This is a genomic window from Ruegeria sp. BHSB056 (assembly GCF_059613305.1).
This window is the reverse complement of sequence record NZ_JBXWSG010000031.1, coordinates 25,987-38,301: the sequence shown is the minus strand read 5'-3', so window position 1 is coordinate 38,301 and position 12,315 is coordinate 25,987. Positions and strand designations below refer to the sequence as shown.

Annotated in this window: 13 protein-coding genes and 1 pseudogene; 8 read left to right on the top strand and 6 right to left on the bottom strand. The window is 57.6% G+C overall.

The window, feature by feature from the left end:
• From AC2FND_RS10080 to AC2FND_RS10050, 7 genes and pseudogenes are all read left to right on the top strand, one after another.
• A pseudogene (locus AC2FND_RS10080) lies at nucleotides 1-416 on the top strand (sulfite exporter TauE/SafE family protein); the annotation flags it as partial.
• A 12-nt stretch (nucleotides 417-428) separates the two neighbouring features.
• Entirely contained in the window at nucleotides 429-782 is a 354-nt protein-coding gene (locus AC2FND_RS10075) for an Mth938-like domain-containing protein (protein WP_496769486.1), read from the top strand.
• A gap of 144 nt (nucleotides 783-926) precedes the next feature.
• A complete protein-coding gene (gene ccmA, locus AC2FND_RS10070) occupies nucleotides 927-1,541 on the top strand; it encodes a heme ABC exporter ATP-binding protein CcmA (RefSeq protein WP_496769484.1) in 615 nt (204 codons plus the stop codon).
• A complete protein-coding gene (ccmB, locus tag AC2FND_RS10065; protein ID WP_496769483.1) occupies nucleotides 1,538-2,194 on the top strand; it encodes a heme exporter protein CcmB in 657 nt (218 codons plus the stop codon). Before ccmA ends, ccmB begins: the two co-directional genes overlap by 4 nt.
• Nucleotides 2,195-2,255: 61 nt before the next feature.
• The gene (locus AC2FND_RS10060; RefSeq protein WP_209503506.1) at nucleotides 2,256-3,029 is read left to right on the top strand and encodes a heme ABC transporter permease; all 774 of its coding nucleotides are present in this window, start codon (nucleotides 2,256-2,258) and stop codon (nucleotides 3,027-3,029) included.
• Complete coding sequence (ccmD, locus tag AC2FND_RS10055) at nucleotides 3,026-3,184, top strand: heme exporter protein CcmD (protein ID WP_209503508.1); 159 nt, start codon at nucleotides 3,026-3,028, stop codon at nucleotides 3,182-3,184. Before AC2FND_RS10060 ends, ccmD begins: the two co-directional genes overlap by 4 nt.
• Nucleotides 3,177-3,713: a DsbE family thiol:disulfide interchange protein gene (locus tag AC2FND_RS10050; RefSeq protein WP_496769482.1), complete on the top strand. Its 537-nt coding sequence runs from the start codon at nucleotides 3,177-3,179 to the stop codon at nucleotides 3,711-3,713. Before ccmD ends, AC2FND_RS10050 begins: the two co-directional genes overlap by 8 nt.
• Nucleotides 3,714-3,731: 18 nt before the next feature.
• Here the strand turns inward: AC2FND_RS10050 and AC2FND_RS10045 are convergent, their stop codons facing one another.
• Nucleotides 3,732-4,016 carry a putative quinol monooxygenase gene (locus tag AC2FND_RS10045; protein ID WP_496769480.1) on the bottom strand — a complete coding sequence of 95 codons (285 nt, stop codon included), beginning with the start codon at nucleotides 4,014-4,016 and terminating at the stop codon, nucleotides 3,732-3,734.
• A 126-nt stretch (nucleotides 4,017-4,142) separates the two neighbouring features.
• On the bottom strand, nucleotides 4,143-6,833 hold the full coding sequence (gene acnA / locus AC2FND_RS10040) for an aconitate hydratase AcnA (protein ID WP_496769478.1): 2,691 nt from the start codon (nucleotides 6,831-6,833) through the stop codon (nucleotides 4,143-4,145).
• A gap of 226 nt (nucleotides 6,834-7,059) precedes the next feature.
• Between acnA and AC2FND_RS10035 the strand changes: the two genes are divergently transcribed.
• A complete protein-coding gene (locus AC2FND_RS10035) occupies nucleotides 7,060-7,761 on the top strand; it encodes a DUF1223 domain-containing protein (RefSeq protein ID WP_209596834.1) in 702 nt (233 codons plus the stop codon).
• Here AC2FND_RS10035 and AC2FND_RS10030 read toward each other — a convergent pair whose 3' ends face one another.
• The 4 genes from AC2FND_RS10030 to purB form a co-directional block, all read right to left on the bottom strand.
• On the bottom strand, nucleotides 7,762-8,685 hold the full coding sequence (locus tag AC2FND_RS10030) for a lysophospholipid acyltransferase family protein (RefSeq protein ID WP_209596832.1): 924 nt from the start codon (nucleotides 8,683-8,685) through the stop codon (nucleotides 7,762-7,764).
• Between the two features lie 120 nt (nucleotides 8,686-8,805).
• A complete protein-coding gene (locus tag AC2FND_RS10025; RefSeq protein ID WP_496769476.1) occupies nucleotides 8,806-9,906 on the bottom strand; it encodes a flagellar motor switch protein FliG in 1,101 nt (366 codons plus the stop codon).
• Between the two features lie 69 nt (nucleotides 9,907-9,975).
• Nucleotides 9,976-10,518, bottom strand: a complete 543-nt coding sequence (locus tag AC2FND_RS10020) for a tetratricopeptide repeat protein (RefSeq protein ID WP_496769474.1) — start codon at nucleotides 10,516-10,518, stop codon at nucleotides 9,976-9,978.
• 378 nt (nucleotides 10,519-10,896) lie between these two features.
• A complete protein-coding gene (gene purB, locus AC2FND_RS10015) occupies nucleotides 10,897-12,201 on the bottom strand; it encodes an adenylosuccinate lyase (RefSeq protein ID WP_496769472.1) in 1,305 nt (434 codons plus the stop codon).
• Nucleotides 12,202-12,315: the final 114 nt, after the last annotated feature.

Here is a 12,315-nt window from a genome sequence, read left to right as displayed (position 1 = left end):
TAACCGGTCTGACCCTGCTGGCCGTGGTGACCGGCTGGCGATGGGAGGGGAAACTGGGACTACCCGGACGTCTCGCCATCGGCGGCAGCGCGGGTGTTGTCGGCGGCATGACCGGGCTGACCGGCCCGGTTGTCATCGTATTCTATCTGGCCAGTTCTACCGACGTGCGCAAGATTCGTGCCAACACGATCATTTTTCTGGCATTGCTGGATGTTGTCATCGTTTTCAACATCCTCATCAGCGGTGCTGCAGATTTGTCCATCCTGTGGATTGTCCTGCTGCTGTGCGTGCCTTACCTGACAACTACACTAATCGGCAAAGCACTGTTCGACCCGAGACTTGAACGGATCTACCGCCTCGCGGCCTATTCGGTTATCCTGATTGCCGTCATTTCCGGGCTGCCGCTTCTGGATTGAAGAAGGGACATCATGCGTCTGAAGCAGATTACTTTTACAGATGCCAAACCCATAGATGGGTACGGCCCCGGGTTTTTTCGAATTGGCGGCGATATCTTCCATGGCGCTGTCCTGACAGGACCGGCAGGCCCGGCAGAGTGGGGCGGCTATGAAGACCGACACCCCCTTTTGGACCTGGCGGGCAGGATTGACGTCCTGCTCATCGGCACTGGCGCGGACATGGCCCAGATCCCCCAATCGCTACGGGTTGAGTTGGAAAATGCCGGACTTGGTGTTGAAGTCATGAACTCTCCCGCCGCCTGTCGCACCTACAATGTGTTGCTCGCTGAAGGCCGCCGCATCGCACTTGCCCTGATCCCAGTCTGACGGGATCCTCTTCATCTGGCCGAAAATATCCCGGGGAGTGTGAGGGGCTGGCCCCTCACTCCGACATGGGGCAGCGGTTGTGTACCGGCATCCTGCGGCAAATCTCGCCTTTTGCCCCTGCGGACAATCCGCTAAGCGGGTCTCATGACTTTGACTGTAACAGATCTGTCGATCACACGTGGCGGTGTTCCCGTCCTTGAAGGCCTCAGCTTTCAGCTGTCGCCGGGCAAGGCTCTGATCCTGCGGGGGCCGAACGGTATCGGCAAAACGACGCTTCTGCGCACGTTGGCTGGCTTGCAACCTCCGCTGGAAGGCAAGATCGAAGGGGCCGAGGACCAGATCGCTTACGCGTCCCATTCGGACGGGCTCAAACCGACATTGTCAGTGACTGAAAACCTGACATTCTGGGCAGCGGTCTTTGGCACATATGACATCCAGCCAGCGCTGGACGCTTTTGAATTGAACGAACTCGCCGACCGTCACGCCGGCAATCTGTCGGCGGGCCAGAAACGGCGGTTGGGGTTGGCACGGATGCTGGTCACAGGGCGGCCGATCTGGATGCTGGACGAGCCGACCGTCTCGCTGGACAGAAACGCGGTGCAAATGTTTGCCGATGCGGTGGAAGCACATCTGGGTCAGGGCGGGTCAGCCCTGATCGCGACCCATATCGACCTTGGCCTTGATGGCGAGGTTCTGGACGTCGGTCCTAACAAGGCCAAACCCAAACCCATCGACGATTTCGACGGAGGTTTCCTGTGATCGCCCTGTTGCTGCGCGACCTGAAACTGGCTTTCCGCGCAGGCGGCGGGTTTGGGCTGGGTCTGGCCTTTTTCCTGATCGTTACTGTGATGGTGCCATTTGCGGTGGGGCCGCAATCCTCGCTGCTGTCCACGATTGCGCCCGGTGTGCTCTGGCTGGGGGCCTTGCTGGCCTGCCTTCTGTCGCTTGACCGCCTGCTGGCACTGGACTGGGAAGACGGCTCGCTCGACCTGCTGGCCACGGCACCGCTGCCGCTGGAATCGGTTGTCACAGTCAAGGCGCTGGCCCACTGGCTGACCACTGGTCTGCCGCTGGTTCTGGCCGCGCCGTTTCTGGGTGTTTTGCTGAGCCTGCCGATGCCGGGGTTTTTCTGGCTGGTGATCTCGCTCCTGATCGGTACCCCGGCCATGAGCGTCATCGGGACATTTGGTGCTGCGCTCACCGTTGGTCTGAAACGTGGCGGGCTATTGCTGTCGCTTCTGGTGTTGCCGCTTTACGTCCCCACCCTGATTTTCGGGGCCGAAGTTGCCCGGCGTGGAGCAACAGGGATGGAGGTGCAGACGCCACTGCTGATGCTGGCCGGGATCACGGCGGCAACCATCGCATTGTTGCCCTTTGCCAGCGCTGCCGTGCTACGTATCAATCTGCGGTGAACCGCGACAAGTTTGATGGATGTCAATTGAGAACCACCCCAACTCGGACTAGATAGGGCCCATGTCAATCGCAGCCAAAGCTAACGCCCTCTGGGAATATGCCAACCCGCGCAAGTTTCTTGAAACCAGCGAACGGGTCCTGCCGTTTTTCTGGATCGTCTCGACCATCTGCATCGTTGTCGGTCTGATCTGGGGCTTTTTCTTTACACCGGACGACTACAAGCAGGGGTCGACGGTCAAGATCATCTATCTGCACGTTCCGGCGGCGTTGATGGCGATCAATTGCTGGCTGATGATGCTGGCCACCTCATTGGTCTGGCTGGTGCGCCGCCATCATGTCAGCGCGCTTGCGGCACGGGCTGCTGCACCGATCGGGATCGTTATGACCCTGATAGCGCTGCTGACGGGGGCCATCTGGGGACAGCCCATGTGGGGTACATGGTGGGCCTGGGACCCGCGCCTGACGTCGTTTCTGATCCTGTTTCTGTTCTACCTTGGCTATGTCGCCTTGTGGGAAGCTATCGAGGATCCTGATACCGCAGCCGATCTGACCTCGGTTCTGTGCCTGGTTGGGTCGGTCTTTGCAATCCTCAGCCGATACGCGGTGAATTTCTGGAATCAGGGCCTGCATCAGGGCGCATCGGTCATGCGGGCCGGGGCCGTTACCGGGGCGGATACGGAAGAGAAAGTCAGCAACGTCTTTTTCTACCCCCTGCTGGCCTGCATCATCGGATTTGTTCTGCTGTTCATCGCCTTGGTGTTGTACCGCACCGGAACGGAAATTCGCGCCCGTCGTATCAAGGCGCTACAGGCACGGGAAAGGGTAGGCGGATGATCCCCGATCTTGGAAAATATGCAGACGCTGTTTTGTCGTCTTATGCTGTTTCCATCGCTCTTATCGTGGCGCTAGTTGCGTTCAGCGTGATGCGCGGGCGCAAGGTGCGCGCGGAAATGGAGAAGGTCGAACAGAGGATGTCGCGCAATGGCTAAAGTCTCGCCCCTTATGATTGCGCCGCCTCTGATTTTTGGCGCATTTGCGGTTCTCGCAGGCATCGGCATGTTTCGCGAAGATCCCAACGCCTTACCCTCGGCCCGCGAAGGGCAACCAGCGCCGCCCGTGGTTCTAACCGAGTTTTCGGGAAAGACCCTTTTCGACGACGAAACGCTGCGCGACGGAGAGGTCAAGCTGGTCAACTACTGGGCCAGTTGGTGCGCGCCATGCCGTGCCGAGCATCCCAACCTCGAGGCATTGGCAGCTGAAGGTATCCCGGTTTACGGCATCAACTACAAAGACAAGCTGAGCAATGCCGAGGCTTTCCTGGATGATCTTGGCGATCCGTACACTGCCATCGGCCGCGACGAACAGGGCCGTATGGCGATTGACTGGGGTCTGTACGGCGTTCCCGAAACCTATGTGATCGACGGTGATGGAACGATCATATTACGCTTTGCGGGCCCGATTACGCAACGTGTCATCGAAAGCACGATCCGGCCTGCGCTTGAAAAGGCGGCAGAGTAGGGCCTTTCAACCTCTGGTTCAGGCGAGCTGGTAGGTTTGGAAATCCTGCTCGACTTCAAGAAACTCGTTGATTCGCAGAAAATCGCCTTTGTCGGCACGCCAGTTCAGGTAGGCTTCAAACGCGTCGGGGTTTTCCCAGATGTGAACAACGACTTGTTCGTTGTTTACGGGCGAGAGCAGAAAATAAGCGGCACGACATCCGGGGAATTTTCGGGTTTCGGCAACCAGATCCCCGATCAGTTTGGCAAGCGCCGCGAATTTCCCCGGCAGGGGCGTGGATTTGACAATGACGACTTCCTGCATACGCGTCTCCGGTTTTTGTAGCAGGGTCAAGGAATCCACTTAAAAATGCGTGAATGGGATACTGAAATACAGAAAAGGAAAGGGCGCCCCGCAGGCGCCCTTGTCATTTGTCCAGACCGGTCAGGCTTAGTTGGCCTTCGCCAGATTCCTCAGCACGTATTGAAGCACACCGCCGTTTTCGATGTATTCGATCTCAGGCGCGGTATCGATCCGGCATTTCAACTGGATGGTCGTCTCAGCCCCATCTGCGTAGGTGATGGTGCAGGGCACGTCCTGCAACGGCTCGACCGTATCCAGCCCGTGAATTGAGACGGTTTCGTCCCCCTTCAGACCCAGAGTTTTGCGGGTATCTCCACCGGTGAATTCGAACGGGATCACGCCCATGCCAACCAGATTGGACCGGTGGATACGCTCAAAGCTTTCTGCAATCACAGCTTTGACACCCAGCAGTGCGGTTCCCTTGGCCGCCCAGTCGCGGCTTGAGCCCGCGCCGTATTGTTCGCCACCAAACACGACCAGCGGGGTGCCATTGGCCTGATAGGCCATCGAGGCATCGTAGATCGACGTCTGTTCGCCATCCGGACCTTTGGTGTATCCGCCTTCAACTCCATCCAACATCTCGTTCTTGATGCGGATATTGGCGAAGGTGCCGCGCATCATGACTTCGTGATTGCCCCGTCGCGAGCCATACGAGTTGAACTCGCGTGGCTGAACCTGACGTTCGGTCAGGTATTTCCCCGCCGGCGTTGTGGTTGCGAATGATCCCGCAGGTGAGATGTGGTCGGTGGTCACCATGTCGCCCAGAATGGCCAGAACTTTGGCGCCTTCAATATTCGAGATCGTGCCCGGTTCCGCTCCCATGCCCTGAAAATAGGGCGGGTTCTGGATGTAGGTCGACGTTGGTGGCCAGTCATAGGTTTCCTGTTGCGGTACCTCGACGCTTTGCCATTTCTCATCCCCTTTGAAGACGTCCGCATATTTTGACTGGAACGCTTCGCGGGTTACGGTCGCTTCAACCAGTTCCGCGATTTCGCTTTGCGTTGGCCAGATATCCTTCATGAAGATGTCGTTGCCGTCCTTGTCCTGACCGATGGGTTCGGACGTCAGATCGATATCGAGGGTACCTGCCAGCGCATAGACAACAACCAACGGCGGCGAAGCCAAGTAGTTGGCGCGGACATCCGGTGAGATACGGCCTTCGAAGTTCCGGTTGCCGGACAGAACCGACGTGGCGACCAGATCGCCCTCGGCAATGGCTTCCGAGATTTCCTTCTGGATCGGGCCCGAGTTTCCGATGCAGGTGGTGCAGCCGTACCCAACAAGGTTGAAACCAACCTTGTCCAGGTCTTCTTGCAGTCCAGCGGCCTCAAGATAGGCCGATACAACCTGCGAACCGGGCGCCAGCGAGGTTTTGACCCAAGGCTTGCGGTTCAGACCCAGCGCTGCGGCTTTGCGGGCCACAAGGCCAGCACCGATCATCACGTAAGGGTTCGATGTGTTGGTGCAGGAGGTGATCGAGGCAATTACAACCTTGCCCGACTCCATGGTGTAGTCTTCGCCCTTGACAGCGACTTCCTTACCCATGGGGCGCTTGAAGGTCTCTTTCATTTCCCTGGTGAAAGCGGCCTTGGCGTCGGTCAGCGCGACGTAGTCCTGCGGGCGTTTTGGGCCTGAAATCGCAGGAACGATCGTGCCCATGTCCAGCGATAGCGTGTCAGTGTAGATCGGCGCATAATCCGGGCCTCTCCAGAACCCGTTTTCCTTGGCATAGGCTTCGACCAGCGCGATGCGGTCTTCGTCGCGGCCAGTGTTGCGCATGTAGCGCAGGGTTTCGCCGTCGATCGGGAAAAAGCCGCATGTCGCGCCGTATTCCGGCGCCATATTGGCGATGGTTGCACGGTCAGCCAGCGGCAGGCGGTCAAGCCCCTCGCCATAGAATTCGACGAATTTGCCCACCACGCCTTTGGCGCGCAACATTTCGACAACCTTCAGAACAAGGTCCGTACCGGTGGTGCCTTCGACCATCGAGCCGGTCAACTCGAAGCCGATCACCTCAGGGATCAGCATCGAGATCGGCTGACCCAGCATTGCGGCCTCGGCCTCGATCCCGCCGACGCCCCAACCCAGAACGGCCATGCCGTTGACCATGGTGGTGTGGCTGTCGGTGCCAACCAGCGTGTCAGGATAGGCGACTTCTTCGCCATTCTGATCGGTGTCAGTCCAGACCGTCTGCGCCAGATATTCCAGGTTCACCTGATGACAAATACCGGTGCCGGGAGGCACAACGCGGAAATTGTTGAACGCGTTCTGACCCCATTTCAGGAACTGATAGCGTTCCATGTTGCGCTCGTATTCGCGGTCGACGTTCATCTGGAACGCACGCGGATTACCGAACTCGTCGATCATGACCGAGTGGTCGATAACCAGGTCGACCGGGTTCAGCGGGTTGATCTTTTGTGCGTCGCCGCCCAGGCCCTTGATCCCGTCGCGCATGGCAGCCAGATCGACCACCGCTGGAACACCGGTGAAGTCCTGCATCAGCACGCGGGCAGGGCGGTACGCAATCTCGCGCGGGTTCTTGCCGCCATTGGCACCCCATTCGGCAAATGCTTTGATGTCATCGACCGAGACCGAAAAGCCACTGTCTTCAAATCGGAGCATGTTTTCCAGCACGACTTTCAGCGCGGCAGGAAGGTTGGAAAAATCACCCAAACCGGCCTGCTGCGCGGCGGGAATCGAATAGTAGGAAATGGATTTGCCATTCACGTTCAGACTGCGGCGTGTCTTGGCGGTATCCTGTCCGACTTTAATGGGCATCGGGTGGCCTCCCTTCTCAAATGACTTGGATTTCGGGCATCGCTGAATGTTATCTGCATCACCCAAGCCGCTGGTTCAAGGTTCAATGACACTGGATTTGCGATTTTGTATACCATTGCACACATTTAGGCGGAGAATTGCAGATACCGCCCTCAAGAAACGTTGATTAGCGGTTGAGCGGCAAAACGGCTATCCCAGAGAATACCCGCTCACTCCGAGAGTTTTTATGTTCAGATCCGCTGCTTTGACCGCCCTGATATCCTGCCTGTTCGCCACCCAGCCCATGGCCGGTGAGGATCCTGTGGTGGTTGAGCTGTTCACCTCGCAAGGGTGTTCGTCTTGCCCACCTGCGGACCGGATCATGCATGAGCTGGCGAAACGCGACGATGTCATCGGGCTGGCGCTGCATGTCGACTATTGGGATTACATCGGCTGGAAGGACGAATATGCCGATCCTGATCACACGCTCCGGCAACGGGCTTATGCCCGCGAGAACGGAAAATCCATGATCTATACGCCTCAGATGATCATAAATGGTCAGCACGATATTGTCGGCGCTCAGGCTCAGGAGCTCGACCGTCTGATTGATGCGCATCTAAAGGCCGCCCCCGAAGCGGCGGTGACAGCAATCCGAGACGCTGACGAAGTGACCGTGAATGTGACGCCTGTGGAACTGCCCGAAGGTGAGACCTATGACGTGCGTATCGTTCAGTATTCGCCTCTGCGCCATGCCTCGATCCGCCGTGGTGAACTAGCCGGGCGGGAATTGGATTATGCCAATGTTGTTGAGACATGGCAGATTGCAGGCCGGTGGGACGGGAAAGCGCCGCAGACTTACTCGGCGCAGCTGGAACCAGAGTTGCCAGCCGTTGTGCTTGTGCAAAGGGCCGGTCACGGGCCAATTGTTGCCGCGACTTGGGCCAAATGATCAGGGCATGTCGTCCGGTTGAACGCCGAGCCCGTTCCAGCTTTTCCAACGCCGGTGGATCCAGAACCACTGTCCCATATGCTTCCGAACCATTTTCTCCAGATCATCATTGGTGAACTGGGTCATGGTTTTGGGATCAGTGTGCGGCACGGGATCATGCAGGATGATTTCAAAGTCGATGCCGTTTGGCTGGCGCACGGCATAGCACGGTATCAGTACGGCCTTGTATTTGATGGCCAGTTCTGCGTTCAGCACGGATGTCACGGCAGGTTTGCCGAAGAATGTCAGCTCTTCGCCCCCCAACGCATGCAGGTCGGACACGATAGCGATAATTCCACCGTTCTTGAGTGACCGAACCATTTCGACCATACCGCGCCGCCCCTGTTCGAACATCGGCGCGCCGGTTTTGTAAAAAGCTTCGACATAGGCGTCGTTGAAATAAGGATTCGCCATCCGCCGGTAGAGGCATCCAATCGGTTTGCCGCTGTGTTTCTGCAGGGCGACGCGTGCGGCCAGATAGTGACCGAAATGCGCCGTGATCATCATTACCGGGCGCCCTTCGGCAATCGCGGCGTCAAACGCAGCAATACCGGGCCCGGATATCTTGGCGTTCACCTGACGTTCGATGAAACCTTCGGGTGAGAAATGCTCCATTATTGCCCGACCGGCATTATCCGACACGTCTCGATAGATCTTTGTGATCTCGGCGTCAGATAAATCAGGGCAGGTGAGCTTTAGATTCCGGCGGACGCGGGTGCGAAATCCGACGACAGGTGCGAGGGTTTTCATGATTGCACCCATGGTTGCTATGCGCCTTTCATAAGGAAGCAGGCGCATAGCGCCGATGATTCCCTGCAGGAGCAGATTGGCGACATAGTATTTTCCAAGCTCAAACCGGTTGAGCTCCGACTTTTCGACGGGCATGGAGGTGTCTCACCGCGTGTTGCGAAATGTTGCCTCAGACATACAACCCGGTACCCGTAACCTCAAGCACCCAGGCGAAATGGCTGCTCCAGCGATCTGGCAGGTGCGCCTGTTCCTGCCTCAATCCACGCTTCCGTCCTCTTCCTTTTCAATCATCACAATTGTTCCGGCGTCTGACAAGGCACGAACCGCCCCAACGATCTGGGTCATGGCATCTTCGGCCTCAGATTGCTTGACCCGCCCGCGTTCCGCGATTTCCTCGCGCAGGTTTTCTGCCATGCGGGAGGAGATATTCGACAGCAGAAACTCGACAGATGCCTTGTCATCATCCGCGGCGGCGCCGGCCAGGGCCGCGACCAGAACAGGCTGATCGACTTCCCGCAATATCGCTGGAACATCACGGGGCGAAATCCGGCTGGAGATATGGGCGAAGGTAAAGATCGAGCGGCGCACCAGATCGGCAAAATCGGCGTCGTCCTCATCCAGCGCGTTCAGCAGGTCGTCACGTGTGGCGGACGCAGACTGGTTCAGAATTGCACCCACCCGCGCGCCTGGACCGTCATTGAAGGCCTGAACAGGCCGCTGATCCAGTTGAGCAGCCAGTGACCAGCCGATCCGCTCAACCGCTTCGGGCGTGACATTTGCTGTTTTCGAGATTGCGTAGGTGATCCGCCGTGCCACCGGACCCGGCATGTGGCCCAGCATCTGCGCCGCCTGTGCCGTATCCATTTTTGAAAGCATCACAGCGGCCACTTCAGTGCTTTCCGCCTGTGCCATGGCCGCAAGGTCCTGGGCTGGAATGTCGCGCAACCTTTGCCAGGGATCACCGATCTGACGAACTCCGGCAACTTTGCGCAAACGCGCGGCTGTCGCGGGTGTGATTTTTCCACTGACGGCATCCAAGGCCCCGGCAAGACCATGTGGAAAGGCCAGACCGACATTGTCCAGGGCTTCGCTGAATTCCTGCGCCACAGCACCCAGAGTCGCCCGGTCTACAAGGCCCATTTCCCCCAATTGATGTGTCAGTTTCTCTTGCAGGTCATCGGGAAGCTCCTCCAGCGGAAGATCGGCACCGTCGTTCAACAACAGGCGCACGACAACAGCCGCCTTTTGACGGCTGGTCAAAGATCGGGGAACAAGGCGCGGGCTGTCGCCACCTCCTGCGGAAAATGGGGCCGAAGCCCCTTGAACCGTTTGAATTAATGCGTTGGTGTTCTGCATCTGCCTGTGGAGCTAAAGTTTTCAAACCACAGGCAGATTAGAGAGAGTCGGGTTAAATAACCCTGAACCTTAATAGCTGTATGTCAGGCCCGTTCGGATCGCTTCGCGCAGCGACGCCTCGGCCCAGGTGCCTTCGCCGCCACGGGACTTTATTTCGCGCCATTGCTCGATCGCCAGATCGGTTCGGCCTTCGGACACAAACCCCTGCGCCATGTAGCTGCGCGCCAAAAGATTGTCTGGGTTGGCATTGATCGCGTTTTGATAAAAGACATTTGCCAGTTCAAGCTCGCCCATCTTGCGATAGGTGAAACCCCAATAGGTCAGGACACGATCGTCGTCCTGATCCATGATGCGCAGAATGTCCTGAGCGTGCCCGTATTGCCCGTCATACGCCAGTTCGCGGACCGCATCATACAGCTGATCATCTGTCAGGCTTGACTTGTCGGGTTTGACGCATTTCCCACGGGTTTCGTCATATACACGGCCGAACAGGCATTTCTTGGTTGTATTCGTCGGTTTCGGCGGGCTGCTGTTGTCACCACCTGCGGCATGGACAGCTGGCGCGAAGGCAAAGGCTTGCAAAGCAAGGGCAGAAGCTAACAAAAGGCGCATTTCTTTACTCCGTTCTCGGGGCTCTTATTGAAATCATAGTGTGATCTACAAAAAAGCTAACAGGGGAACGGTCGCTTTTATTCACGAACTGAACAAAAATTGTCAGCTGTTGACAGATTTCGCGCAGCTTTTTGTTTCAGAATCCCACGCTGTACCGGGTGCGCAGGATTGGGTCTGTTTGGAATGTTGTTCGCAGGCAAGCCCGGCCGACGCCACAAGAACCAGTGCCAATGCGCTTAGGAGTGTTCGGATCATGATGTTTCCCTCGTATGGAAAAAGCACATGCAGGATACCGCATTTCCGTTGATCTGGCAAAAAGCAAGGGGGTGCTCTGCATATGGCAGAGCACCCCCGGCTAACAGACTGAAAAGATAACCGTTATTCGCCAAACACGCGCGCAAAGATCGTATCGACATGCTTGGTGTGATACCCGAGGTCGAATTTCTCTTCAATCTCCGCAGGGCTGAGTGCGGCAGTTACATCAGCATCCGCCAACAGTTCCTCCTTGAAGTCGGTGCGGTGTTCCCAAACCTTCAACGCGTTGCGCTGTACCATGGCATAGGCGTCCTCACGGCTGACACCTGCCTGGGTCAGGGCCAACAAAACGCGCTGGCTCATCACAAGGCCTGGGAACTTGTTCATATTCTCGATCATGTTCTCAGGGAAGATCAGCATCTTGTCGATCACGCCTGTCAGGCGGGCCAAGGCAAAATCCAGCGTGATTGTGGCGTCCGGCCCGATCATGCGCTCGACCGATGAGTGCGAGATATCGCGTTCGTGCCAGAGCGCAACATTCTCCATCGCCGGTATTACGGCCGCGCGGACCATGCGCGCCAGACCGGTCAGGTTCTCGGTCAGCACCGGGTTTTTCTTGTGCGGCATCGCCGAAGAGCCTTTCTGGCCCATCGAGAAGAACTCGGCCCCCTCCAGCACCTCGGTCCGCTGCATGTGGCGGATTTCGATGGCGATGTTCTCGATGCTGCTGGCGATGACGCCCAGCGTGGCAAAGAAGGCCGCGTGGCGGTCACGTGGAATGACCTGCGTGCTGATCGGCTCAGGCACCAGTCCCAGCTTGTCACAGACATGTTCCTCGACTTGCGGGTCGATATTGGCAAAGGTACCAACCGCGCCGCTGATCGCTCCGGTGGCGATTTCCGCACGTGCGTCACGCATCCGGGACAGGTTGCGGTCCATCTCGGCGTAGAAGCGGGCAAAGGTCAGACCCATGGTTGTCGGTTCGGCGTGGATGCCGTGGCTGCGTCCGATACGAACCGTGTTCTTATGTTCCATTGCGCGGCGTTTGAGCGCGGCCAGAAGCCCTTCAAGGTCGCCAATCAGGATGTCGGCGGCGCGGGTCAGCTGTACGTTGAAACAGGTGTCCAGCACGTCCGAGCTGGTCATGCCCTGATGCACGAAACGCGCCTCTTCACTGCCAACATGCTCTGCAAGATGGGTCAGGAATGCGATAACGTCATGCTTGGTGACGGCCTCGATCTCGTCGATGCGGGCGACATCGAATTCCACATCCTTGGCTTTCCAGACGGCTTCGGCATTTTCACGCGGGATCACGCCCAGATCCGCCATGGCGTCGCACGCGTGCGCCTCGATCTCGTACCAGATGCGGAACTTGGTCTCGGGCGACCAGATGGCAACCATTTCGGGGCGGGAATAACGGGGAATCATAGGCGACGGCACCTTTTTTGCAGATTGGATGAGGCGTTGGCGCGGGGTTTAGCCGCGTGCGGGGTAGGGAACAAGATGCGAGAGCGAATATGAGACGGTTTGCCCTGATTCTTA